This is a genomic window from Marinirhabdus gelatinilytica (assembly GCF_003353425.1).
Classification (GTDB): Bacteria; Bacteroidota; Bacteroidia; order Flavobacteriales; family Flavobacteriaceae; genus Marinirhabdus; species Marinirhabdus gelatinilytica.
The window spans coordinates 756,564-779,861 of sequence record NZ_QRAO01000001.1 but is presented as its reverse complement, the minus strand read 5'-3'; the positions used below and the strand labels follow the sequence as shown (position 1 = coordinate 779,861).

The following is a 23,298-nucleotide window of genomic DNA, read 5'->3' as shown; positions in this document are numbered from 1 at the left end:
ATGACTGCAGAAGACTACCAAAACGGCCAACTCCTCCTCATAGACAAACCGCTGGAATGGACCTCCTTCCAAGTGGTGAACAAGGTACGGTGGCTCATTAGGAAGCAATTCAACATTAAAAAAATAAAGGTGGGGCACGCAGGGACGCTGGACCCCCTCGCTACGGGACTGCTTATTTTGTGTGTGGGTAAATTCACCAAAAAGATTGAAACCTACCAGGCGCAAGAAAAGGAATACACTGGTACCATCACCCTAGGTGCTACTACCCCCAGTTACGACCTAGAGACCGAGATTGACCAAACTTTTGATATTTCATCCATTACCGAAGCACAGATTCACGAGGCAACCCAACAATTTATAGGCGAGATACAACAACGACCGCCTGTATTTTCAGCGTTAAAAAAAGAAGGGAAACGGTTGTACGAATATGCCCGTGCTGGCGAAGAAGTAAAAATCGCCTCCCGGGCCATCCATATTTCAGCTTTTGAAATCACGAAGATCGAAGGCGCCAACGTACACTTTCGGGTAGCGTGCAGCAAGGGTACCTATATCCGCTCCTTGGCACACGATTTTGGGAAGGCATTGGAAAACGGAGCGCATCTTTCAGCATTACGAAGAACCAAGATTGGGGAGTTTAGTGTAGACGATGCAGTGTCTATCGAGGAGTTTGAAAGCGATTTAAAGAAATCTTCCTCTTAACAACCCGTTAATCTTCAAGGAGTTTTCGTAAATTTTTCGGTACTTGCAATTGTGAACCTTAACTATTCATATCGTTCGTTTTTAATCACTTGCTTACTTTTCGGTATCTTCTTTTTGGCATTGTATAGTTGGAAATTGGGCAAGGGCCAAGAACCCTTCGACCCAAAATATGATATTGAATATACAGAGATCGATCCTATTGCTGAAGAAAACAATGAAGCCGAAGCGTTGGCACTCTCTGATGCAGCAAAAACAAAAATTGAGACCAACCGTGCTTACAACGAAGCTGAAAAATTTCTAGAAAAAGGCAACAATGCCGAAGAAATACAAAGCTTTGAGGAAAAGCTCGCACAGATGGATGCCGCCATCACCGAAGGGCTCACCAACAAATCTGAAACCGAAATAAAAGCTGCCAAAGAAAAAATGAAGGAAACTTTTGAAAGTTCCTTAAAAGAAGAATTGGGAAAAAGCAGCTCAAAAAAAGGGAGCAACCGCAGGACCACCATAAGCTACAGCCTAAAGGACCGTAAAGCCCTCATGTTACCAAACCCTGTCTACACCTGTGAAGGAAGTGGTAAAATTGTAATTTCCATAGAGGTAAACGCCTTGGGACAACTCACCAAAGCAACGTACAACAAAGGGCTTTCCACAACCACAAACGGCTGCTTGATAGACAGTGCGCTGGAATACGCAAACCAAGCCCGTTTTACAACACTTGCTGGAGAAGATGGACAACTGGGGACGATTACCTATAATTTTCCAGGGCAGGATTAGGCAATCAACGCTGCTAGATCGTCGAAGATATTTTGGCCCTTATCCTTGGTGTACCATACTTGTAAATCCTTTTTAAATTCGGGAGTTAAACTACCATGTTCAGCTTTGTAGTTTTGAACCATTTGTGTTGCCTTGCTGGGTCTAGGCCCCCAATCTGCACTAATTTTTTGCTGCTCCTCATCAAACAGTATCAGTTTTGGGATGGAACGGCTGCCATTGGTCAAGAAAGCATCCATGAGCTTAGGATGCTCGTCGCGTAGGACTATCTTAAAATCTATGTTAGGAGCGAGTCCCGCTACTTTTTGAATTGCGGGCAGGCTTTGTGCTGCATCGCCACACCAGCTTTCGGTAAGAACGAGCCAAGTTTGTCTTTTGCTGAAATTTTTGAACCGTTCTGTGATTGCCTCGGCTGATTTCAATGTTTTGTCCAAGCGACGCATACGCGCATTGTTGAGTTGTGTATATTCGCTCAAGGCTTCGGTTTGCTCATGTCCCGTGCTGGTATTGTCCAGTGCGTGGGTTGCTACCAAATCTCTATACGCCGAATAGGACAAGGCATTCTCTAATGCCTGCATAACTAACGTTTCCTTTATTTTTACTACCTCTCCGGCAGTCGAGTTTGAAATTTCCATACCCATTAAGACGTATCTATTATAAAATTCTTACTACTTTTAAAAAGAATACAAAAATATGGAAAAACAACGATGCTGGTGGTGTGGAGATGATCCGCTGTACGTGGCATATCACGATACCGAATGGGGCGTACCCGTTAAAGATGATGCAAAACTTTTTGAGTTTTTGACATTGGAAACCTTTCAGGCAGGTTTGAGTTGGATTACCGTACTCCGAAAGCGTGAAAATTTCAGAAAAGCTTTTGATCATTTCAACTATAACAAAATAGCAGCCTATTCCGAAGAAAAGGTGCAGGAATTGCTACAAAACAATGGGATTATCCGAAACAAACTAAAAGTTAGAGCCACTATTTCCAACGCACGGGCCTTTATGGAGGTGCAGGAAGAATTTGGTAGTTTCAGCGACTATATTTGGGGGTTTGTAGATGGTAAACCTATTCAGAATACCCTAAAGAACAAAGAAGAAGTACCTGCAAATACAGCGTTGAGCGACACTATAAGCAAGGATTTGAAAAAGCGTGGGTTCAAGTTTGTGGGTTCAACCGTAGTATATGCGCATATGCAGGCTACCGGAATGGTTAACGACCACCTTACACATTGTTTCAGGTATCAAGAAATTAAAGATATGTTATGAAAATTTTAGTCACTAGTATCATTTTACTGCTCACTACAATCTGTATTGCACAGACCAAGAGCGAATACGAACAACGTATATCTCAAGAAGAATTCCCTTTAGCAGCACTCACTTTGTTGCAACCTAAATTTGATAAAGTAAGACGGCTTCGGTTTTATGTTGAGTTTGACGGAACACACAAAAGTTTTGAAGCCAAGTTTAAATGGAATAAAAAGCAATACAGCGCTGAATTTACCGCACAAGGTATTCTGGAGGATGTGGAAGTGGATCAAGACAAAAAAGAGCTAAGAACGAATACAAGAAAAAAAATTGAAACCTATCTCGATGCTACTTACGAGCGATGGAAAATTGAAAAAATACAGCAACAATACCGTGTTTTGGATCAAGCAGAAAAAACCTTGGAAGATGCCTACACTCTAAAAGAGCTTCCCACAAATAATCTTGAATTGATCGTGGCTACAAAAAGCGAAGGCAAGCTCACAAAGTTTGAAATGCTTTTTGACAGCAAAGGGAATTTTGTGCAACAACGTAAAGTACATAGACGCTCCTATGATTTCCTATTGTTCTAAAAATACTGTTCTGCTGCTTTTGCTTTTAGGTGCTACATGTTGGGTACGCTCACAAACAGAGTTTACGTTGGAAAAAGTCGCTACGTTACAGTACAATATCTCACCGCGTTGGAGCACACAACTTGGCACGGAATACCGTAATACGCCAGCCGAAGATATAGGAGATGCTTCTTTGCAGTTCAACTCACGGCATCTTCAATTTTCGGGAACCGTAGCTTATGAGGTTGGTTTCTATGCAAAACTAGGGACCGGAATAATGTACCGTTTCAACACTCTTGAAGACAAAGGAAACGAGAACGAAACACGCATCACACAACAATACACCTATGCCAAACCTTACAACGCATTACGACTGGGGCACAGGCTAAAATTAGACCAACGCATAAAAGTTTCCGAAACTACACATAGAATGCGCTATAGATTATCTGCAGACGCACCCCTAAACGGTTTAAGTGTGGACAGGGGGGAGTACTATGGAGTGGCTTCGCTAGAAACCTTGCTCAACATATCAAGGCTAAATAAACCAGCGTGGGACCAACGATTTACGCTTGGTATTGGAAATCAAATTTTTGAAAAGGTAAAGCTACAGATAGATGTGCAATACCGTGTAGAAGATTTTTTTAGTTCGAACACTCAAAGCCTCTTTGTGGTAACACAGCTATATTATAAACTTTAAGAAGAACCGTGGTCGATAACGGCGAGATATTTATTATTTTTTGCTGAAACTTTAAGTGCTTTCAAGGTCTGCCTGTAGCGGTATTTAGCGGTAGGGTCTTTAGGCAGTTCCATTTCAAACCACTTTTCGAACCATTTTTTGGCATCTTCATAGTTGCTGCGAAAATAATGGGCAGTTGCCAGTTTTTGATAGATCTCTAGAGTTGGATAACCATCCTTAACGGTTTGCTCGTAAACCTTTACGACATCTATGTCTTTGTTCACGTTTATCTTTTGCTGGGAAAACCCTGCAATAGAACATACTAATAAAATGGTAAGGGCAAGTAGCTTGGGGCGTTGCTCTTTCATAAGTTTGGGGCTTTTGAAATAAAACAATAGCAATATGCTGATTATCTGTTGGAAAAACAAATAAATCCGACGAACGGCACGTTTTCGATAAAATTCAACTAAAAAATGCCGCTACATAAAGTAACGGCATTTGTAATTTTATTATTGTATAGTTTATTGTTTCAGTACTTTTTTAACGGTTGTTCCTTTTTGGGTGGTAAGGCTAAAGAAAAGTGTTCCGGACCAGTTTGCGGGAAGGCTTACCGTTAGTGAGCCGTTGTACAAGGTATATTCAGAATTCATAAGTTCCTGTCCCAAAACATTGTGTACAACTACTTGCACATTTGCAATATCGCTATCGAAACCAAAGGATACAGTATTATTTGCAGGGTTGGGGAACGGGCCTGCAACAATTGCATTTTCAAAAGAGTTTGTATTTAAAACGCCTCCAAGGTTCATGGTCCAATATCCTTCTGGAGCCACGATGGGACGCACTTGTGTTTTCCCGGAATTGGCTTCGGCGCTAATGTAGTATTGAATATTTTCTTCTGTATTGGGGATCGTAATATCTGCTGTCCACATATCGGTACCTGCTGCTGTCATAGCTGTTTCGGTCCAATTTGCTGCAGTTTCTTCCTTCCAAAATACCGAGGCACTGGCAATTCCTGAGATATGCTTTATCTGTGCTTCAACAGGTACAGTTGTGTTCGCTTCGGCTTCGTCTATCTTTTGGTGTACTATCCAAAGAGGGTCTGCCACACCAATGGTATGCGTTATACAATGGATAGCACCTACTTGCGAGATTAAATTTTCACCTTGATTATCCACGTCTATTCCTACAATGGTATACCCAGGCATCATTTCTTCCCATTGTGCCAAAGCTGGACCGTCTACTTCTGGACGGTATATAGGCACCAAAATGGTTTTATTTACAAAGGTTGCGTTGGTAAAGGTCCTATAATATCCTCCATTGTCCGGATATAAACCTGACGAGCTTGGAGGGGCATCAATCCACTTAACATCGTAAGGGGTTCCAAAAGTGGACTGGAAATTACTCAATACATAATCTATATTTGCTTCAATCTGTGGACCATCTGCAACGCCTTCGGGATATTTACTCACCAGAAGGGTTTCTTCGTCCAACAGCTTCATGTGCATGTCTATGTGGTGGATAACATCGTAGGGAAGCGCAGTCATTTTTATATAAGTAGAAATTCCCATATAGTCTTCCATGATCTGGTCTATCTCTGCTTCGGTCTTTGGGGTCACTCCATAAGGGTTCCCCGGTTCGTTCTCTTCCAGGATCAACTCTGAAGCAAATGCATTCCCCATACCATCGCTCATAAAATTACCACCGGTATTCACCAAATCGTTTGTGCCGCTGTCAGTAATATAAATGGGCAATCCCGTGGTTGTAGCGTGAGAAGAGGGCATAACATCGTCATTAGGGCGTGGACGGTTGTAAATCCAGTCAACAAGGGCGCGTTCCCCCACATCGTCGCTATAAATAGTGTTTCCTGCGTAATCCCTAATCCAGATACTGTCCCAATCTACGTCCATAAATGTAATATTGGTAAGGTCTACTCCATTAGAGCTTAAATAATTTGCCACCGATGTCTCGTTTTGGGTGGTAATGATCACTTTACATTCTTCCACGGCTGCCTCAACAATCTGGCGCAAGATATTTGGGAAACTTGGCTGCCATGTAACCACAAGATATTCTACCTCTTCCCACTCTGCCATGGTACGCACGGGACCTGTGGGAGCTGGTGTCCTAGAGTCTTGGCCAAAGGTATAGTTGGGCAAGATTGATTTTTCATTTTCGGTGAGATAGTTTGGCAATACGGGTTCCTGCGCTTGTAAGGGAGCCACAAAGAGAATTGCGAACACCAAAACTGGTAAAAACTTTTTCATAAGTACGTATAATTTTAAAGCGAATATAGCTATAAAATTTATTTCATTAAAGCACTGTTTGTTAAAGGTTTAAGAGTTTTATGAATTCTTTTCTAGGAATTTCACAAGCTCCCAAACTCGCCAAATGCGATGTATATATTTGGCAGTCCAAGAATTTATACCCTAATTTCTTATAACGCTGAACCAAATAATACAATCCCGCCTTAGAAGCATCGCTCTTTAAACTGAACATACTTTCCCCGCAATAGATCCCTCTTTCAGGCAAATCAATTCCGTAACCACCCCCTACCAGTTCTTCATCCTGCCATACCTCGAACGAAACAGCATGTCCTTGCTGATGAAGCTTTATGTAGGCGTCCTGCATTTGGGAGGTAATCCAAGTACCCTGCTGTTCAGGTCGCTGGATTGTTGCACACTGCCGTATAACTTCACTAAAGTTTTGGTTGAAGGTAACGCTGAAATGCGCTCTCCTTATCGTTTTCTGAAGTGATTTCGATACTTTAAAATCGTTAACAAATAGTACCATCCTTGGGTCGGGGCTCCACCACAAGATAGGCTGCCCATCTTCGTACCAAGGAAAGATGCCCGATTGGTATGCCAAGAGCAATCGTTCGGCAGAAAGATCGCCGCCGTAAGCCAATAGCCCGTCTTCAGTTGCTTCAGAAACGGGAGGGAACTGTAATGATGCCGAAAGAGGTTGAACCATTATTGATTTTTGAAAATTTCAGATTAGAACAGCAATAACAAACTTGATAAGAAGATTACACTGCCCACTAGCATTAAAAGTACGGTATACGGTAAAATTTCCCTCGCCTTCAATTTAGTAATGCCCAAGAGAGGCAATGCCCAAAAGGGCTGTAACATATTTGTAATCTGGTCTCCATACGCCAACGCCATTATGGCCTTGGGCAAGGGAACACCCAGTTTTAAAGCAGACTCTACTATAATGGGGCCTTGTACCGCCCATTGCCCTCCACCACTGGGCACGAAGATATTTACCAGACCAGCGCTAAAAAATGTAAAAATGGGCAAGGTGGTCTGGGTAGCTATAGAAACAAAAAAATCTGAAATTGACACTACCATCCCACTATCGCGCATAATACCCATAATGCCAAAATACAATGGAAACTGAACCAATATCCCTGAAGCTCCTGAGATGGCTTCCTGTAACGCATTCAAGAAATTTGAAAAACTTCCGTGGAACCAAAGTGCCAGCCCCAACATAAAAAAATTGAGCATGTTTGGAGTGACTACCAGTTGTTTTATATTTTCAAAATATTGGTAACAAAAGGCAATGATTACTATAGTTCCAAAAGCAATTCCAAATAACTTGGAATGGTCTATTTTATCTGCTCCGCTTGGTGTTTCTTGCAGAGAGGCTTCATTTTTATAGATAGGCAGGTTAACGATTGTTGTTGCTGTGCGTTTTCCCAAAAAATACAGAAATGTGGGGAGCACCAACAGTAGTACGCCAAAAACAACAAGATTTGAAGTACTGAAAATAGTTTCATCAAAACCTATAAGGCTTGGCAATTGCTGGGCAAGTCCGGCATCGCCAACTCCTGCCATCAAGCTGGCCAAATGTCCAGACTCCCCTACTTTTAAGGGAGCAGAGCCACTCATCCCACCATGCCACACCATAAGGCCTATGTAACCAGCGGCACCCACTAAGGGATAATTTATGGAAAAGCCGCGTGCTTGGGACGCCTCGGCAACTTTTCTTGCCATTATGGCTCCAAAAATAAGTCCTAAACCCCAGTTGAAGAAAGAAACCAGCATAGTTGCCACACTAACCAAAAGTACTGCATTGGAGGTGTTGCTCACCAAGTTGGTCAACTTTACGATAAGTGCATTTACCGGCTTGCTCAACACCAAGATATGCCCCAACACAAGGATAAGCATCATTTGGTACGCAAAGACCAGCAACCCTTCATTCCAAATTCCGTTTTCCCAGTAGGACAGTATAGCGAGTATGTGATTTTCTTCGGGAGGAGCTTCAGTAAAGAAGAATGCCAGCAACATAGTAAGTACCGTTAACAGCACAGCAATACTAAAGGGTGAGGGAAGGTACTTATTGAAAATGGTTTCGATAGCCTTGGTAAACTTCATAGGGTAAAAATAAAAAATCCCACCACAAGGCAGGATTTTTATACAGTTTTATGCTTTTGGAATTAAAACGGAAGATCGTCGTGGTCGTCTTCGTTAAGATCGGTAGCAGGCTCAAACGTATCGGCTGGCGGCATTGGCGGCATGTCCTGGGATACTGCTTGGTCTACATTCTCTATACGCCACCCTTGAATGGAGTTGAAATACTTGGTCTCTCCCTGTGGGTTCACCCACTCTCTTCCCCTTAGGTTTATGCTAACTTTCACATTCTGCCCTACTTGGTAGTTGTTCAGCAGGTCGGTCTTGTCCTGCACAAACTCTATCATAATGTGCTGCGGGTATTGTTCTTCGGTAGTTACTACCATTTCTCTTTTTCTAAAACCATTGTTCCCGTAGGTCTTTGTCTCGTCTATCAATTTAATTTTTCCTTGTACTTCCATAGTATTCTTTCGTAAAACGATACTCTTATTAATTAAACATTTTATTTTTTGCTGAGCAAGAGGCACCAGGCTTCGGTTACTTTTCCTTGTTCTAAAAGTGCCTGTGCCTCTTCGTGGATTTCGGCTTCGGTACCTGAGGTGATCAAATATTGGTAAGGCTCGCTAGCTTCGGCTACAAAGGTATCAATTTCTGAAGACTCCGGCAGCTTTTCAACATTACCCAGTTTGCCCAAATCGTTTCCCGTGAGTGTTTTGCTCAATTTAATGCCCACGGGCAGGTTGTCCACTCCTATCCCCAGGGTGCGTAATGGTTTTTCAACTTCAAAAATGCCTTCTTTGGCGCGAGAGTACCAATTACCGCCCATACGGGCAACGGTGTCAATTTTAAAAGGATCTATTTTGCCTTCGGCATCTAAGATTTCTTCATGGATATGCACCTTGACCACTTCACAGATTACGAGATTCCCTGCCCCGCCTTCACTACCCAAACCTATAACCTCGTTCACTTTGCACTCAAATTGTACGGGTGCTTCCTTCACTCGGGGTGGTTTCACTAGGGTAGAGGGCATCTCGGTAAAGCCTGCTTTTGTAAATTCGTTCACCCCTTTGGCATATTCGGTAGAGGAAAGACTCATTTGCTGGACCATGGCGTGGCTCACTATGTTTATGACCACTTGCTTGATTTCCAATACATTCTCAAACGTATGCTTTGTAGTATTGTCCCTCACCCTTCTTGCTGGGGAAAAAACCATGATAGGCGGATTTGCGCTAAACACATTAAAAAAACTGTATGGAGACAGGTTTACGTTGCCTTCAGCATCTATGGTGCTCGCAAAACAAATGGGTCTTGGCGAAACTGCTCCCAATAAATATCCGTGGAGTTTGGGAACCGGAATTGCTTTTGGGTCTATACTTATCATAGCGCAAATGTACCCAAAGAAGCTGTTAATTGAAAGCTTGGGTGCACAATAATATCAACATAATTCCTTTATATTTAAACCGAAAATAGTTTTGTATGAACAAAAGAATTGCCCTGCGCTGGATATTTGTTGTGGCCTCGATAATGATCATAAGTCTAGTGGCTTATAACACCTATTCTTTTCTGAACAGACTGAAGGAAAATGAACGGGAAAAAATGAAAATCTGGGCCTCGGCCCAACAGGACCTAGAGGAATTTCAATTAAGTGAAAGCATGGTTATGAGCCCTGTGGTGCTCAAGGTTATTGAAAGTAACACTACTACACCTATGGTAGTTCACAAAATGGCCGAAGATATTTACGACTACCGTAACATCAAACTTGAAAAACTAGACTCTACACAACTCAGGAACAAACTTATAGCACTATCCAAAGAATATGCACAGGAGTACAAACCATTGGAGGTTACCTATAAGGACAAACTGCTCACAACTATATATTACGGCAATTCCCCCATTATAAACAAGATTAAATACTATCCCGCATTGCTTATCATCATTATTGTCTTGATGTTCGTGACCGTTTACTTTTTTCTTCAAACAGCAAAAAGCTCGGACCAAAACAAGCTTTGGGCCGGTATGGCCAAAGAAACCGCGCATCAAATTGGCACACCCCTATCGTCTTTAGTGGGTTGGACCGAAATTTTAAAAACCGAAAATGTAAACCCTGAATATATTGCCGAAATTGAAAAAGATGTAGACCGGCTACAAACCATTACCGAACGTTTTTCCAAGATAGGCTCGATACCGACACTGGAAAAATCTGACATAGTGCAAGAAACCGTTAAGGCTTATGAGTATTTGAAGTCCAGAAGCTCCAAACTTATCGACTTTGAAATTGAAGTACCTTCCGAACCCATTTTTGTACATCTGAACCCGCAATTATATGGCTGGACCATAGAGAATTTGGTGAAAAATTCTATCGATGCAATGAAGGGAAAAGGAAAGATCTATATTTCTATTGCCAATAAGAACGATAAAGTTTTTATTGAAGTTACGGATACGGGGAAAGGGATCCCCAAACGAGATTTCAAAAGGGTGTTCTCACCAGGTTTTACCACAAAAAAACGAGGATGGGGTCTTGGTCTATCCTTGGTAAAAAGAATTATTGAAGAGTATCATAACGGTAAAATACGAGTGTTGAAGAGCAGTCCCAAAACCGGCACCACAATGAGTATTATGTTACGACAAACCCACTAGGAAAATGAAATCCACCCACACACTACATACCGCCCGCTTAAACAACAATTGCCCAACTTGCTTTGCCACGAATGGGCTGGAGCTAACGTTTACACAGGATAAAAAAGAAAACAAATTTTTTGAAAAGGCTGAAAAGGAAATAAAATCTACCATGTACTGCCACACCTGTAATCAAACCATTTTCCCAGTGAACTGGACCAACGATATTGAGAGGGTATACAACTATAACTTAAAGCTGGCTGAACCTATGAGTGGTGCTGTAAAGTTAAAACCGTTGTTCTATATAATTATTCTTGTAGATGCACTGCTGCTGGCAGCATTGATATATTATTTTACCTAAAAGTTTTTGGCAATATCCTCTGCCAGAGAGGCAAGCTCTTCTTGGGACATTTCTACTTTGTGTTGGAATGTCATATCCTTCATCTCGCTTATAGGAATCAAGTGTACGTGTACGTGCGGTACTTCCAGCCCAATTACAGACATCCCAATGCGCTTGCAATCTATAGTTTTTTCAAGTGCCTTGGCCACATTTCTTGAAAATTGCATTAATTGAAGGTAATCCTGTTCGCCAAGATCAAAAACCTTGTCCACTTCTTCCTTGGGAACACATAAGGTGTGCCCCTTGGCATTTGGGTTAATATCCAAAAACGCAATGAATTTATGGTCTTCGGCAATCTTGTGGCTGGGTATTTCGCCCTCAATTATTTTTGTAAATATAGACGCCATGGTTATTCTCGGGTTATTTCAACAATATCAAACTTCATGGTACCGTTGGGCACTTGTATTTCGGCAACCTCGCCTACTTTTTTTCCCAGCAATCCTTTACCTATAGGTGAATCTACAGATATTTTTCCTGTTTTAAGGTCTGCCTCACTCTGGGCTACCAATTTATAGGTCATCTCTGCACCGTTGGTCTGGTTCTTTATCTTTACGGTGGAGTGAATCAAAGCCTTGGTAGTGTCCAGCTGGCTCTCGTCTATCAATCTGGCCCCCGCAAGGGTCTCTTCCAGTTTCGAGATACGCATCTCCAACATTCCCTGTGCCTCCTTTGCGGCATCATATTCGGCGTTCTCGCTCAAATCCCCTTTATCACGTGCTTCGGCAATGGCCTGTGACGCCTTTGGACGCTCTACATCTTTCAATTGATTGAGTTCGTCCCGCAATTTTTTTAATCCTTCTGCAGTATAATAAGATACTTTGCCCATAATTCCTTCGTTGTATTCTTGTAACATAATTTGATCACTCTGAAGGGAAAATTAATCCCCCTCAGTAGTAAACACAAAAAATCCCATACGTGGACGGGATTTGGTTATACAAATATACTAAAAAATAACTTGTTGCCATTTTATCGTACTTTTGTCCTTTACTAAAACGTGCATAGTTTCAACAAAATAAAACTTTAAATTTTTAACTCCAGTGGGTAAAACAACAAAAATAGTATTCAGCCTAGCACTTTTGGGCCTGTCTCTCTTTTCATGCAAGAAAGATGACGATATAAACGAGAACAATCCCTACCTCATAGACCCCTTGGTGAACATAACCCTGAACCTAAGTTTGCCAGAGTACAATGCCTTGCGCTTTCCTGGAGGAAAAGTATTGTTGAACCCCCCACAAGGCATTAAAGGTGTGGTTATATATTGCGTAAACGAATCCCAATATGCAGCTTTCGAGTTGAGCGACCCCAACCACACCCCTAGTTCCTGCTCCAGAATGACCATAGACGGCATTATTGCCACCTGCCCCTGCACGAACGACGAGAACGAATACAACATCGTGACCGGTGAGCATACCAGCAACCAAAACAACCTATACCCCATGCTGCGCTACCGTGCCGTACGAACAGGAGATGTGATTACCGTGAGCAATTAAAGTATAAGTATTGCAGCAACTATACTTAGACTGTACTTATTATCCTTAGAGCTTTATTCCCTTTTCTTCAGCGTCTAAAATTTGACTGTTGCCCCTACCAAAAAGTTGATGGTTGCCTGCGGGAAAAACCCGGCACCCTCTACAGTTGTAATAGTCCCCGGGTTGCTGAAATCATCATCGAACGTAAAGAAATAACCATTGCTTACATATGCTACATTGAACAAATTGTTCACCAATCCCTGAAACACAATCTCCCTTACAAACGGAACTTTTTTCAGTGAAAAGTTTATGCTCAGGTCGTTTACAAAATAACTGTCCAATTTTGAGGCTTCACTATCAATATTCCCCATAAACTGTTCTCCTACAAACTTGGATAAAAACCCTATTTCAAGATTGGTTACTGGACGGTACAAAATAGCATTGCCCGCAACAATTTCAGGCGAATACGAGATATTTGTGTTACCCAGATTTACCAATTGTCCATCACGGGAGAAAAAGAAATCCCTGTTCTTATTGGTGCTCAACGCAATATTGGGCAATACTGAAAGATTATCCAATACCGAAATCTGTGCATCTATCTCCAATCCCAGTCTGTAACTGCTTCCGCTGGTGGTACGTATGGGAGCTCCCACATCGTTCAAGGCGCCTGTTAGTACCAACTGGTTCTTGTAATCCATATAGAACAGGTTACTGTTTACGGCAACTTTTTGGGAAGCATAACGCCATCCCAGTTCAAAATCGTCCAAGGTTTCGGCCGTGAAGAGATCCTCCTCAAAATCGCTTCGGCGTGGCTCTCTGTTCGCTCTTCCGTAGGAAGCGTAAAATTGGTTTTTTTCATTCAACTGAAACGAGGCACCTGCTTTAGGATTGAAAAAATCGTAGGACACATCTACATTCAACGGTTGTCCGTCACTTTCAATACCGCTGGTTTTGTGGTTAACGAATCTTCCCTGCAAATCGCCAAAGACGCTCCATTTATTATTGATTCGATAGGTGGCTTTTGCAAATACCGTGAATTCGTCCTTATCGCCCGTTCCCTCGTAGTAACGTTCTTTGTAATCGTACCCAATGGGGAATTCACTCCACAGGATTTCGCCATAGTGGTCGCCATCATAGAAACTGAAGAACGCACCGCCAGAAATATCCCAGCTGCTGTCCTTATAGTTTACATTGGCATTGGTTGCATAAAAACGGTTGTCCAACCAGCGACGGCGAATATAATCGGTAGACGAAATGGTCTCCCCGTTCAACGCTATGGGCTCTGCTCCCAGGAATTCAAATTGCGAATCGCCACTAAATAAAATGTTGGTATAATAAAAGTCGTCCACATATTGTTCAAAATAACCTCTCCCCAGCGTATAATTGAGTGCTACATTGGTGCTCCAATTATTATTGAAACGCTGGTTCCACAGTACCTGGTAATGGTCTTGTGCATAATTATCTACTTCGTTATCGTAAAACCCTTCAAAATTTCCGTTGGCATCAAATTGTTGCCCCACGGTATTAAAGGTCCTATCGGTTTCCAAGGTTGCGGCATCTATCCCGTAATAGGCTTGGTAGGTTTCCTCGCGACCTCCAAAGGCAATGGCTTTTACTAGCGTATTGTCGTCCTTAAAGGCAGCTTGGAGGAAATACGATTTCAGGTCGCTAGACGCACGGTCTATATAGCCATCGCTCTGTATGGTGGAGAGACGGCCGGCAATCTCAAAATGCTCGTTGAGCAACCCTGTACTGAACTTTACATTGTGCTTTCTGGTATTGAAAGAGCCAAAACTATTTGCAATTTCCCCATACGCTTCCGTGGAAACGGCATCGGTCAATAAATTAAGGCTGGCACCAAATGCTCCGGAACCGTTGGTACTTGTTCCCACACCTCGCTGCAATTGTAAACTCTGTACCGAAGAAGCAAAATCTGGAAGGTTCACAAAAAATGTTCCTTGACTTTCTGCATCGTTAAAGGGAATACCGTTAAGGGTTACGTTAATTCTTGAAGCATCACTTCCCCGTACTCGAATATAGGTATACCCCACTCCTGCTCCAGCGTCGCTAGTAGTGACAACCGAAGGCAGGTAATTAAGCAATATTGGGATGTCCTGGCCTAGATTTCGTTTTTCAATTTCCTCGGCCGTAAGGTTGGAGTGTGTAATGGGCGAGTCTGCATCTACCCGTACGCTTTGTACCAAAACCTCTTCCAAGGTCTCTACACTGGTACTGTCTTGTTGTTTTTCTTGTGCCAGCACAGTAGTTGTTGCAACTAGTGCAATGGCAATTGTTTGTAACGTTTTCATTCGTAAAAAATTTAGTTTACGAATAAAAGGGGCGTTATTCTATTGTTAATTAAAAATTTATTGTCTGTTCGAGCGCAGTCGAGATGTGGATGGCTCGACCAAAGACATCTCGACTGTGCCCGGTGTGACAGTTACATTCCTAAACAGCATTACCTGTTCTAGGTTCTATGGGTATAATCTCAGCCTCTGGAAGTACGAGGGACAGAACATGAGGTACGAACAAAAAATTCGTAATTCGTAATTCTACAATCGTAATTCGTTTAGCACCCCTTTGAGATGTGGCGCAAAAGTACTAAAGCGTTTTTATTTTTCAACAAAATAAAAGAAACGTTTTTATGTATCTTTACTATACATGCGGAAGCCTTTAAAAACTCGTTTTCCCCTTAAGATTATTGCGAGCTACCTGGTCCTTGCGACTTTGGCGGTCATCGTGGTAGTGTTCCTCTTTTCAGAAATGCGTACGTATCTAAACGCCGCAAACGACTTGGACAGCAAAAAAGCGGTAGAAACAGGATCGCTCATAAATCTAGTATACGAGACTGATAGTTATTCCCGTCTGGCGCTGTTATCTGAAAATGAAGAAGATTTTGAACGCTTTCAAGACAGGGTGGACTCATTATACCAACGTATAGCAGATTTCAGAAAATCTACTACCAAGGAATCACAAAGACAGCAATTGGACAGTATTAAAAGGCTCATAATTTCCAAAAACAAGAACATTATAGCCCTAAGGAAGCTCTCCATGGAAATGCAGGAAGACAATTCCTTGGATGAGATCCTGCGCGAGATATCAAACCTAGAGGACAACATGGGTAAACTCACCATGCAGAACACCCTAAACCCAAAATGGAGAAGTAGAAAAGAACGAAAAACATGGGAAAACATAATTACCATGCTTAATTACAACAAGGGCATAGATACTATGAAAGTTCCCGCAAAGGTCGTAGACTCTACACTTGCAGCCACACGCTATATTGTTGCTGAAGCTAAGTATATAAAAAACAAAAATAGGGAAGAGCTAAAGTCCAGAGAGGCAGAACTTATTATGAACGACTTGGTTATTTCCAAAGAACTACAGGAGCTCATAAGCGTTTTCGACCAACAAATTTCCCGCAATTATCTGCGTGAAAAGACCGTACAGCAACGTTCCATAGAAAAGGCAAGTAGTGTCCTAAAAATTTCGGGGATTGTGGGATTGGCGGTAATACTATTGTTTTCTTACATCATAATTTCAGATTTCTTTAGGGCCGAAAAACTCCGTAGAAAACTAAGGGTGGCAAAGGAAACCACCGAAGACGTGCTAAAAAGCCGTGAACAACTCATCGCAACCGTGAGCCATGACCTAAAGACACCACTACACACCATTTCTGGATACACCGAGTTGTTCAAGAATACAGCCCTTACCGAAAAGCAAAAATATTACAGTAGCCAAATTGCAAGTGGCTCACTGTTCATTACACAGCTCGTAAACGACTTGTTGGACTTCTCGAAACTAGAAGCAGGAAAACTGAAGATAGACCACGTAGCCTTTGATCTAGAGAATATCCTCTTGGAATCTGGAAACGCCGTTAAGGACAGGTATCCGGACAAGCCCGTTAAACTTCATTTTAAAATAGACGAGAAACTTACGTCCCGCTATTACAAGAGCGACCCGTTGCGCATACGGCAAATTGTTTTGAACCTAGTGAGCAACGCCTTCAAGTTTACCGATGAGGGAAGCGTCTCTATTATTGCCGAAATTATCGCAGAGACAGACCAAAAAACTACAGTTAAGATTACAGTAAAGGACACTGGAATAGGTATTTCGGCTGAAAAACAAGAACTCATTTTTAAAGAGTTTACGCAGGCCGAAGAAGACACCTCCAGAAAATTTGGCGGAACCGGGCTTGGGCTTGCCATTTCAAAAAAACTGGCTGGGCTATTGGGTGGTAGCATCTCGGTGGTGAGCGAGCTTGGGGAAGGAAGTAACTTTTCAGTAGAAATTCCTTTGGAAAAAGTTTCGGGAATAGAAATACCTGTTGCAAAAGTGGCCCCAGACCCTTCAGAAAATACAAAACTGAAAGCCAAGATGCTAAAAGCTATTGTTTTTGATGATGACCCCGCAATGCGCTCTTTGCTTACCGAAGTATTGGAGCAAGAAGGTATTTCCTGTAATGCCTTTGAAAAATTTTCAGATTTTGAAGCTATTTCGGGAGCTGTGGATTACGACTTCGTGCTTACCGACATACAAATGCCCGAAACCGATGGTTTTGAAGTTTTAAAGAAATTGAAAAATGGTACGTTCTTACATTATAAAAAACAGCCTATTGTAGCAATGACGGGTAATCAGCAACATAAAACAGATTATTATTTCGAGCAGGGCTTTAGCGAGTTATTGCACAAACCCTTCCATAAAATAGAGTTGCTCAATGTAATTCATAGCTTATTTGGTACCGGAGAGGAATATACAACTGTAACCGAAGAACCAAACCAAACCAACGCTCCCTATGATTTAAGTCTTCTTAGGTCTTTTGTAAGGGACGAAAAGGGACTCAAGGAAATACTTTCGGTATTTTTAAAACAGACCAAAGTGGACATGCAGGTTTTACGCAAAGCTGTGGAAGAAAATGATCTGGATACCATACGTGCTCTCTCCCACCGAAAGCTCACTATGGCACGGCAAATAAAAGCTCATGAAATTGTTACTCTCTTAGAAGCTTTAGAAACTATTGAAGATAATAGCGGGGAGCTTGAAAAGCTCTTTAAAAATTTTGATGTAGCAATGGAAAAGATAGCCAAAGCACTGGAAAATGAAATTTCCTAAAGCTCGATATCGTAAAGATTCAATTTATTATACAGTGTTTTTCGGGTGATATTCAAAAGTCTTGCGGCTTTTGCCTTGTTATAGTCGGCTTCTTTGAGGGCGTTAAGTATTAGCTGCTTCTCGTTAGTTTCCCTGCTAAAATCTTTTTTAGGGGCTGTTTCAGCTTCTATAATTACTTCCCTAGGGATCACATCTATTGAAATTTTTGGTGTATTGGTCAATAATACGGCGCGTTTCAGTACATTTTTAAGCTCGCGCAAATTACCCGGCCAAGAGTACTTCTTAAAGGCTGTTTCCACATGTTTATCCAACCCTTTAATGTTCTTACCAAGGGCGGTATTGGCTTGGTCCAAGAAAAATTCGGTAAACAGGAACAAGTCTTCCTTTCGCTCCTTGAGTGCTGGGATGTGTATGGAAAATTCATTTAAACGATGATAGAGGTCTTCTCGAAAAGTTCCTTCGGCAACAGCTTTTGTGAGATCCTCGTTGGTTGCAGAAATTATACGTAGATCCACCTCAATCTCGTTGTTACTCCCCACGGGCTTTATCCTTCTTTCCTGAAGTGCCCTTAACAATTGTATCTGGTTTTCATAAGACAGGTTCCCTACCTCATCCAGGAACAACGTGCCTCCGTCTGCTGCTTGGAAATGGCCAATTTTATTATTTACAGCACCAGTAAAACTTCCTTTAATATGTCCAAAAAACTCACTCGCAGCAATCTCTTTTGGGATAGCACCACAATCTACGGCAACAAACGGTTTGTCGCTTCGCTGGCTCATATCGTGTATGGTCTTTGCGGCTACTTCCTTTCCAGTACCGCTTTCACCCTGTATGAGTACACACATATTGGTTGGCCCCACCAATTGGAGGTACTCATTAAATTTTTTTGAAACTTCGCTTATTCCATTTACATAGGGTGCTCCCAATTTTCTCTGTTGGGCTGGCTTGCCTTCTTGGGTCAATACTTGCTCGCTGGCTTCCTCAACTTTTGGGGTGGCGGTTTTTAGGACCATTAAAAGTTCCTCTGGCCTAAAGGGCTTGGAGATATAGTCTATAGCTCCTTTTTTAATGGCGTCCACTGCTGTTGTTACATCTGCATAGCCCGTCATGATAAGTACTTTGGTTCCCGGTGCAGTTTCTTTGCAAAACTCTAATAGTTCAATCCCGGTAGTATCTGGTAATTTAAGGTCTGTTATTACAATTGCAAAAGCAGATTTAGACAAATGCTTACGGCCGTCTTCGCCGGTATGGGCAACAGTAACCACATACTGGTTCCTTTCCAAAAAAGAAGTTAGCATAGCTGCAAAAGCCACGTCGTCCTCTATTAATAATATTTGTTCAGACATAGATTTGGACAAAATGCAAAAGTAAGCAATATCCTTGGTGTAAAAGGTTAATGTTATCTAAATAGGATATAAAAGAGTTGGTTTTTGGGGATAAAAAAAGGCGCCCTATTGGGCGCCCTTGCGAAGTATTGAATCTAAAAATACCTGCAGCTTACTGCTTTTGAAACCTATCGGCAACTTGTTGTTGGCTTACAAGTTAAGGCAAGAGCCTATGTGATAGATATTACTAGTCTTTAATTCACCTTTTTCAGAATTTTTACAAGCTTTATAATGGTAGCACCCTCATATTCACTACAGCATTATTCAGGCTGGGGAATTCCAAATTCAATATTCAACTTTTACTGAAACACTTTTTTCAAAGTGGGGATTGTTTCAGCTTTTCGATGGTCGTATTCAGCATTAATAACTCTTTTTTGCTAAAAATGCATCTTTTTCATAGTCTTCAGTAGGTTTGTTAAAAGCGTACTAATTCGTAATGATGTATAGCTTATAGAAACAATTGCGCCAAAATATAAATTCAGCACCTTGACGCCTTAAAGGATTGATTTTCAGCAATAAAATAAAACTTTGTGTTAAAATCTCCTTTTTGAAATGTGTAAAATGTAGTATACACCTGTATAAAATTTATACAGTTATTGGGGTGTTTATATTTCAGGAGGTCTGCGATTGGACTTTTTAAGGGCCTTTTTCTTTTTTTCGCGCAGTCGTTTCTCTATGGCAGATTTTGAAGGTTTTGTCTTCTTCCGTTTCTTTTTTGGCTTGCTGTTTTGTTCCAAGAGCTCTAATAGTCTTTTTGTGACCAAAGTTTTATTTCGGCTTTGGCTCCTGGTTGTGCCACATTGAAGCACCAAGGTGTTTTCTAAAGTTATCCTAGAGGAAAGTCTTTGATTGAGCAGTTCTTTTTCGGTTTCTGTTAGCCCTTGCGAGTTGGCAATAGAAAAGGTGACCTCTACCTTGGTGGCGGTTTTATTTACGTGTTGTCCGCCAGCACCACTACTGCGTATGGCCTTGTACTGTAATTCCTTTACTATTTGGGACGTATCCATTAGAGATTTGGGCGATGTTCTTTTTGGAGAAGATCGTTAACGGTCTTTACTGGGTTAAAGGTGCTCAAGGGTACTTCGACCAAAATCGTGTTCCAGTATGCCATGGCTCCATTCCAAAGACCAGGGAGCTCCAATGCCTTGAGAGGCCTGCCAAATTGTGATTTTTTCGAAATAAACCCTGTATCTGGATCGCGATATTCTGTAAGGTCAAATTTATTTCCTTCAAAATCCTTTACTCCACACACCAAATCCACCGGATTAAAATGCGTTGCTTCTTTTACGAGGTTCACCTGGTGTGGATCGGCTGTATCTATCTGTGCCATTTCCACTATTTGAAGACTGGTAGTGCCGTTAGCCTGCTTCACCCAAAAAGGCCCACCCCCTGGCGCCCCTGTGTTTTTTACCACCCCACACACCCTAATGGGTTTGTTAAGAGCCAAGAACAGCCCTTCTTTTGATGAAGGAATATCCTTTATGTTCAGCTCATTCCATAGAAAGGATTTTATTTCTGAAATATCCTCATCTGGAACAGTATCTTTTTTTAACAGCTTTAAAAACCGAAACGTCTTTTCCTGCACCAAGAGCAACTTCCCTGCAAGCATTTTTTTATATTCAGCTATGTCCTGGGCATACTCCTCCGCGGTCACATTGTCGATATTCTTAATAAAAACAATATCGGCTTTCACTTGATTGAGATTCTCCAGCAAAGCTCCGTGACCCGATGGCCTAAATACAAGCGCGCCGCTTTGGTCCCTAAAAGGCTTGTTGTCCAGGGTTACGGCAATAGTATTTGTTTCAGGTTTTTGAAAGGAATAGGAAATATGGAATTCGGTCTTGGTTTTTTTGGAAAGACGGTTTTTCACGGCCTCAAACTCCTCCTTGAACAGACCTACATGTTTTTCAGCAAACGTGAAGTGCAAATAAGCATCGCTTTTGCTAGTGGCATATAGGGCACTTTCGTACAATTGCTCCTCGAAAGCTGTGGTTGCATATTTTTTATACTTGTGGAAAGGGATGAGTCCTTTGGGCATGTTACCAAAATTGAGTCCTTCCTCTTCCAGCATGCTCTTTACAAAATTTTGTATTCTAGCACCCTTTCGGCTCTGTTTGTATTCGGGATAATTTTCCCTTATTTTTTTTCTTACCTCATTCACAAAAGGAAAGTACTTGAGTGACTTTGCGAATACCTCCAATTGCTTGTGGTTTCCTTTTTTGACAAACCGGTTGAAGGTTTCCTCATCCGGATTGAAGGCATCCAAGAACTCGAACAAAAACTTGAACATTCTTGTCGCGGCTCCAGAGGCTGGTACAAATTTTACGATGGTCTTTTTAGACTTTGAATCCTCATAAAGGGCAACGAGTTTTTTTTTGGAAGATTCATCAAACTGTTCAATACCATTTCCTATAGATGCGGGCGTAACGATGGTTGCAGGAGGGATCCCTTTTGCGAAGGTCTCAAGCTGTGAGACCACCTGTTGGACACTAAGGCCTTCATTTTCAATTTGTTGAAGATCGGTTTTTGTTAGCATAGTTGGGTCTAAAATAGCTGTCGCAATGTTTGTGTTGCAGTATTTATTCGTTGCTCTAGGGATCCTGTAAGTATCGCATACGGGAGATTCCTTTCCACAAGTGCAATTTCAAAATTACTAAATATGGTAGACCTATCGTTGGGTCTGTCCCTTAAATCGTCGGGCTGCCACGGGACATCAATATCGGTCAAGAAATAAAAGTTGTAAGTATGGTCGCTCGCGGCTTCTTTTATTTCCTCTGGACACCAACCATCATAGTAATATTCACAATATACCTGGATCTCGAGCAGATTGGTATCACAAAAAAGAAATTTGTTAGCATTATCTACACGGGTATTTTCTTGGGCAATCTGTCCTCTTGCAATGGGCAAGAGATCTTCTTTTGAAATTTTTTCAGCAGCTATATCCCACTTTTCCTGAAGGTATACGCGCATATATTCTGGAACCCACAAGGTATTGAAACGTGTTGCAAGATGTCTTGCCAAGGTGGTCTTTCCAGTAGATTCTGGACCGAACAATACTATCCTTATGCAATCACCTTGTCGCTGTACAAGTGTTTTTTCCATGCTATATATCCCAAGATTGAAATGGCTATAAAGATAACATATAGCATACTGCTCAAAGTATATCCCTTAACAAAATACAAGGGTACACTAATTATGTTACCCACCAACAAGTACAACCAGTTTTCTACTTTTCGTTTTGCCAGCATCCACATCCCTCCAAAGAAAATTGCGGTGGTCAATGTGTCTACATAGGCTGTCCAGCTGGTCCATTTTTCAAAAATGGTATACACACAAAAAACACCAATAAGCGAGGCAAACCCTATGGCAGCAGCAATAGCGTGCTCTTTTTTAGTGGCTTTTGTAATGGGAGTATGTTTTGTGGGAGAGACCTTTCGGGTCCAGATGTACCAACCGTACACACTCATAACAAAGTAATACCCCTGTATAATCATATCGCCCAGCAGTTCCCATTGCCAGAGCAAGTACACGAAGATCATGGTGCTTATGATCCCCGTAGGGTACACCCAGATACTATTTCGCCAAGAAAACAAGGCAGATGCCAGTCCAAACAGTACCGCAACAGCTTCTAGGGTTATTTGGTAGGTTTCGTAACCTTCATATTGGCCGAACAGGAATTCAAAAATGGGGCTCATAGTCGCTACGGTCAGACTTCACAATTTTAACGTACAAAAGGCCTTTATCAATGGCTTCAAGGGCGGTTTTCATTTCTTTGTTCAGGATTTCCATCACCGTGTCGTACTCACCAAAAACCTGTGTACTCAAGGGGTTTTCCAGCACAGTTAGCCCAGAGGCACGAAGTTTTTTGATAAAGTTTATAATGGCTGGCTCAAAATTATCTTGGAGCGGTGTTAGGGTGAGCTCTACGGAAATGTTCATACTATTCTATTTTTCAGTTTAAAAGGGCATTAATGGTTTGCTTTACGGTATGCTATTTTCAGAAAAAA

General features: G+C 41.7%; 25 protein-coding genes. 9 read left to right on the top strand and 16 right to left on the bottom strand.

What is annotated here, in order from left to right; genetic code table 11:
• Both truB and C8D94_RS03465 read left to right on the top strand, forming a co-directional pair.
• Positions 1-699 (top strand): tRNA pseudouridine(55) synthase TruB, encoded by a 699-nt coding sequence (gene truB, locus C8D94_RS03470; RefSeq protein ID WP_115122492.1) that lies wholly within the window; start codon positions 1-3, stop codon positions 697-699.
• A gap of 114 nt (positions 700-813) precedes the next feature.
• The gene (locus tag C8D94_RS03465; RefSeq protein ID WP_115122491.1) at positions 814-1,473 is read left to right on the top strand and encodes a hypothetical protein; all 660 of its coding nucleotides are present in this window, start codon (positions 814-816) and stop codon (positions 1,471-1,473) included.
• Here C8D94_RS03465 and C8D94_RS03460 read toward each other — a convergent pair.
• Complete coding sequence (locus C8D94_RS03460) at positions 1,470-2,105, bottom strand: thioredoxin family protein (RefSeq protein WP_115123018.1); 636 nt, start codon at positions 2,103-2,105, stop codon at positions 1,470-1,472. The genes C8D94_RS03465 and C8D94_RS03460 overlap by 4 nt on opposite strands.
• Before the next feature lie 58 nt (positions 2,106-2,163).
• Here C8D94_RS03460 and C8D94_RS03455 point away from each other — a divergent pair, with 58 nt between their 5' ends.
• The 3 genes from C8D94_RS03455 to C8D94_RS03445 all read left to right on the top strand — a co-directional run bounded on the left by C8D94_RS03455 (position 2,164) and on the right by C8D94_RS03445 (position 3,984).
• Positions 2,164-2,739 (top strand): DNA-3-methyladenine glycosylase I, encoded by a 576-nt coding sequence (locus C8D94_RS03455; protein WP_115122490.1) that lies wholly within the window; start codon positions 2,164-2,166, stop codon positions 2,737-2,739.
• Positions 2,736-3,308 carry a hypothetical protein gene (locus tag C8D94_RS03450; protein WP_115122489.1) on the top strand — a complete coding sequence of 191 codons (573 nt, stop codon included), beginning with the start codon at positions 2,736-2,738 and terminating at the stop codon, positions 3,306-3,308. Before C8D94_RS03455 ends, C8D94_RS03450 begins: the two co-directional genes overlap by 4 nt.
• Positions 3,309-3,375: 67 nt before the next feature.
• Positions 3,376-3,984 (top strand): DUF2490 domain-containing protein, encoded by a 609-nt coding sequence (locus C8D94_RS03445; RefSeq protein WP_170134709.1) that lies wholly within the window; start codon positions 3,376-3,378, stop codon positions 3,982-3,984.
• Here the strand turns inward: C8D94_RS03445 and C8D94_RS03440 are convergent.
• From C8D94_RS03440 to C8D94_RS03415, 6 genes are all read right to left on the bottom strand, one after another.
• The gene (locus tag C8D94_RS03440) at positions 3,981-4,331 is read right to left on the bottom strand and encodes a hypothetical protein (RefSeq protein ID WP_147278490.1); all 351 of its coding nucleotides are present in this window, start codon (positions 4,329-4,331) and stop codon (positions 3,981-3,983) included. The genes C8D94_RS03445 and C8D94_RS03440 overlap by 4 nt on opposite strands.
• A gap of 153 nt (positions 4,332-4,484) precedes the next feature.
• Positions 4,485-6,224, bottom strand: coding sequence for an agmatine deiminase family protein (locus tag C8D94_RS03435; RefSeq protein ID WP_115122486.1), 1,740 nt, complete (start codon positions 6,222-6,224; stop codon positions 4,485-4,487).
• Between the two features lie 61 nt (positions 6,225-6,285).
• Positions 6,286-6,930 carry a leucyl/phenylalanyl-tRNA--protein transferase gene (gene aat, locus C8D94_RS03430; RefSeq protein ID WP_115122485.1) on the bottom strand — a complete coding sequence of 215 codons (645 nt, stop codon included), beginning with the start codon at positions 6,928-6,930 and terminating at the stop codon, positions 6,286-6,288.
• Between the two features lie 23 nt (positions 6,931-6,953).
• Positions 6,954-8,333: a short-chain fatty acid transporter gene (locus C8D94_RS03425; protein ID WP_115122484.1), complete on the bottom strand. Its 1,380-nt coding sequence runs from the start codon at positions 8,331-8,333 to the stop codon at positions 6,954-6,956.
• Between the two features lie 62 nt (positions 8,334-8,395).
• Positions 8,396-8,770, bottom strand: a complete 375-nt coding sequence (locus tag C8D94_RS03420; RefSeq protein ID WP_115122483.1) for a DUF3127 domain-containing protein — start codon at positions 8,768-8,770, stop codon at positions 8,396-8,398.
• Between the two features lie 41 nt (positions 8,771-8,811).
• Positions 8,812-9,690 carry a flavin reductase family protein gene (locus tag C8D94_RS03415; RefSeq protein ID WP_115122482.1) on the bottom strand — a complete coding sequence of 293 codons (879 nt, stop codon included), beginning with the start codon at positions 9,688-9,690 and terminating at the stop codon, positions 8,812-8,814.
• Between the two features lie 95 nt (positions 9,691-9,785).
• On the opposite strand from C8D94_RS03415, the gene C8D94_RS03410 reads away from it, so the two are divergent.
• A complete protein-coding gene (locus C8D94_RS03410) occupies positions 9,786-10,946 on the top strand; it encodes a sensor histidine kinase (RefSeq protein ID WP_115122481.1) in 1,161 nt (386 codons plus the stop codon).
• A gap of 4 nt (positions 10,947-10,950) precedes the next feature.
• The gene (locus tag C8D94_RS03405) at positions 10,951-11,286 is read left to right on the top strand and encodes a hypothetical protein (RefSeq protein ID WP_115122480.1); all 336 of its coding nucleotides are present in this window, start codon (positions 10,951-10,953) and stop codon (positions 11,284-11,286) included.
• Here C8D94_RS03405 and C8D94_RS03400 read toward each other — a convergent pair.
• Together C8D94_RS03400 and greA are read right to left on the bottom strand one after the other, a co-directional pair.
• The gene (locus tag C8D94_RS03400) at positions 11,283-11,672 is read right to left on the bottom strand and encodes an HIT family protein (RefSeq protein ID WP_115122479.1); all 390 of its coding nucleotides are present in this window, start codon (positions 11,670-11,672) and stop codon (positions 11,283-11,285) included. The genes C8D94_RS03405 and C8D94_RS03400 overlap by 4 nt on opposite strands.
• Positions 11,673-11,674: 2 nt before the next feature.
• Positions 11,675-12,151 (bottom strand): transcription elongation factor GreA, encoded by a 477-nt coding sequence (gene greA / locus C8D94_RS03395; RefSeq protein ID WP_115123017.1) that lies wholly within the window; start codon positions 12,149-12,151, stop codon positions 11,675-11,677.
• A 211-nt stretch (positions 12,152-12,362) separates the two neighbouring features.
• Here greA and C8D94_RS03390 point away from each other — a divergent pair, with 211 nt between their 5' ends.
• Positions 12,363-12,815, top strand: coding sequence for a hypothetical protein (locus C8D94_RS03390; RefSeq protein ID WP_115122478.1), 453 nt, complete (start codon positions 12,363-12,365; stop codon positions 12,813-12,815).
• A 74-nt stretch (positions 12,816-12,889) separates the two neighbouring features.
• Here the strand turns inward: C8D94_RS03390 and C8D94_RS03385 are convergent, their stop codons facing one another.
• The gene (locus tag C8D94_RS03385; RefSeq protein ID WP_115122477.1) at positions 12,890-15,103 is read right to left on the bottom strand and encodes a TonB-dependent receptor; all 2,214 of its coding nucleotides are present in this window, start codon (positions 15,101-15,103) and stop codon (positions 12,890-12,892) included.
• Between the two features lie 352 nt (positions 15,104-15,455).
• Between C8D94_RS03385 and C8D94_RS03380 the strand changes: the two genes are divergently transcribed.
• Complete coding sequence (locus C8D94_RS03380; protein WP_115122476.1) at positions 15,456-17,906, top strand: hybrid sensor histidine kinase/response regulator; 2,451 nt, start codon at positions 15,456-15,458, stop codon at positions 17,904-17,906.
• Here the strand turns inward: C8D94_RS03380 and C8D94_RS03375 are convergent.
• The 6 genes from C8D94_RS03375 to C8D94_RS03350 form a co-directional block, all read right to left on the bottom strand.
• A complete protein-coding gene (locus C8D94_RS03375; protein WP_115122475.1) occupies positions 17,903-19,252 on the bottom strand; it encodes a sigma-54-dependent transcriptional regulator in 1,350 nt (449 codons plus the stop codon). The two genes, C8D94_RS03380 and C8D94_RS03375, sit on opposite strands and share 4 nt — an antisense overlap.
• Positions 19,253-19,896: 644 nt before the next feature.
• Positions 19,897-20,298, bottom strand: a complete 402-nt coding sequence (arfB, locus tag C8D94_RS03370; protein WP_115122474.1) for an alternative ribosome rescue aminoacyl-tRNA hydrolase ArfB — start codon at positions 20,296-20,298, stop codon at positions 19,897-19,899.
• Positions 20,298-21,827 carry a DUF4301 family protein gene (locus C8D94_RS03365; RefSeq protein ID WP_115122473.1) on the bottom strand — a complete coding sequence of 510 codons (1,530 nt, stop codon included), beginning with the start codon at positions 21,825-21,827 and terminating at the stop codon, positions 20,298-20,300. The genes arfB and C8D94_RS03365 overlap by 1 nt, the downstream gene beginning before the upstream one ends.
• Before the next feature lie 8 nt (positions 21,828-21,835).
• Positions 21,836-22,393, bottom strand: coding sequence for an AAA family ATPase (locus tag C8D94_RS03360; protein WP_115122472.1), 558 nt, complete (start codon positions 22,391-22,393; stop codon positions 21,836-21,838).
• Positions 22,354-22,986 carry a nicotinamide riboside transporter PnuC gene (pnuC, locus tag C8D94_RS03355; protein ID WP_115122471.1) on the bottom strand — a complete coding sequence of 211 codons (633 nt, stop codon included), beginning with the start codon at positions 22,984-22,986 and terminating at the stop codon, positions 22,354-22,356. The genes C8D94_RS03360 and pnuC overlap by 40 nt, the downstream gene beginning before the upstream one ends.
• Entirely contained in the window at positions 22,970-23,230 is a 261-nt protein-coding gene (locus tag C8D94_RS03350) for a thiamine-binding protein (protein ID WP_115122470.1), read from the bottom strand. The genes pnuC and C8D94_RS03350 overlap by 17 nt, the downstream gene beginning before the upstream one ends.
• Positions 23,231-23,298: the final 68 nt, after the last annotated feature.

What these genes read in the sequence shown, in the direction of transcription:
- C8D94_RS03400 (WP_115122479.1), bottom strand. Translation starts at nt 11,672, where the DNA reads ATGGCGTCTATATTTACAAAAATAATTGAGGGCGAAATACCCAGCCAC.
- C8D94_RS03455 (WP_115122490.1), top strand. Translation starts at nt 2,164, where the DNA reads ATGGAAAAACAACGATGCTGGTGGTGTGGAGATGATCCGCTGTACGTG.
- C8D94_RS03435 (WP_115122486.1), bottom strand. Translation starts at nt 6,224, where the DNA reads ATGAAAAAGTTTTTACCAGTTTTGGTGTTCGCAATTCTCTTTGTGGCT.
- C8D94_RS03460 (WP_115123018.1), bottom strand. Translation starts at nt 2,105, where the DNA reads ATGGAAATTTCAAACTCGACTGCCGGAGAGGTAGTAAAAATAAAGGAA.
- C8D94_RS03440 (WP_147278490.1), bottom strand. Translation starts at nt 4,331, where the DNA reads ATGAAAGAGCAACGCCCCAAGCTACTTGCCCTTACCATTTTATTAGTA.
- C8D94_RS03350 (WP_115122470.1), bottom strand. Translation starts at nt 23,230, where the DNA reads ATGAACATTTCCGTAGAGCTCACCCTAACACCGCTCCAAGATAATTTT.
- C8D94_RS03365 (WP_115122473.1), bottom strand. Translation starts at nt 21,827, where the DNA reads ATGCTAACAAAAACCGATCTTCAACAAATTGAAAATGAAGGCCTTAGT.
- C8D94_RS03420 (WP_115122483.1), bottom strand. Translation starts at nt 8,770, where the DNA reads ATGGAAGTACAAGGAAAAATTAAATTGATAGACGAGACAAAGACCTAC.
- pnuC (WP_115122471.1), bottom strand. Translation starts at nt 22,986, where the DNA reads ATGAGCCCCATTTTTGAATTCCTGTTCGGCCAATATGAAGGTTACGAA.
- C8D94_RS03385 (WP_115122477.1), bottom strand. Translation starts at nt 15,103, where the DNA reads ATGAAAACGTTACAAACAATTGCCATTGCACTAGTTGCAACAACTACT.
- C8D94_RS03405 (WP_115122480.1), top strand. Translation starts at nt 10,951, where the DNA reads ATGAAATCCACCCACACACTACATACCGCCCGCTTAAACAACAATTGC.
- C8D94_RS03415 (WP_115122482.1), bottom strand. Translation starts at nt 9,690, where the DNA reads ATGATAAGTATAGACCCAAAAGCAATTCCGGTTCCCAAACTCCACGGA.
- C8D94_RS03450 (WP_115122489.1), top strand. Translation starts at nt 2,736, where the DNA reads ATGAAAATTTTAGTCACTAGTATCATTTTACTGCTCACTACAATCTGT.
- truB (WP_115122492.1), top strand. Translation starts at nt 1, where the DNA reads ATGACTGCAGAAGACTACCAAAACGGCCAACTCCTCCTCATAGACAAA.
- aat (WP_115122485.1), bottom strand. Translation starts at nt 6,930, where the DNA reads ATGGTTCAACCTCTTTCGGCATCATTACAGTTCCCTCCCGTTTCTGAA.
- arfB (WP_115122474.1), bottom strand. Translation starts at nt 20,298, where the DNA reads ATGGATACGTCCCAAATAGTAAAGGAATTACAGTACAAGGCCATACGC.
- greA (WP_115123017.1), bottom strand. Translation starts at nt 12,151, where the DNA reads ATGGGCAAAGTATCTTATTATACTGCAGAAGGATTAAAAAAATTGCGG.
- C8D94_RS03410 (WP_115122481.1), top strand. Translation starts at nt 9,786, where the DNA reads ATGAACAAAAGAATTGCCCTGCGCTGGATATTTGTTGTGGCCTCGATA.
- C8D94_RS03360 (WP_115122472.1), bottom strand. Translation starts at nt 22,393, where the DNA reads ATGGAAAAAACACTTGTACAGCGACAAGGTGATTGCATAAGGATAGTA.
- C8D94_RS03375 (WP_115122475.1), bottom strand. Translation starts at nt 19,252, where the DNA reads ATGTCTGAACAAATATTATTAATAGAGGACGACGTGGCTTTTGCAGCT.
- C8D94_RS03380 (WP_115122476.1), top strand. Translation starts at nt 15,456, where the DNA reads ATGCGGAAGCCTTTAAAAACTCGTTTTCCCCTTAAGATTATTGCGAGC.
- C8D94_RS03425 (WP_115122484.1), bottom strand. Translation starts at nt 8,333, where the DNA reads ATGAAGTTTACCAAGGCTATCGAAACCATTTTCAATAAGTACCTTCCC.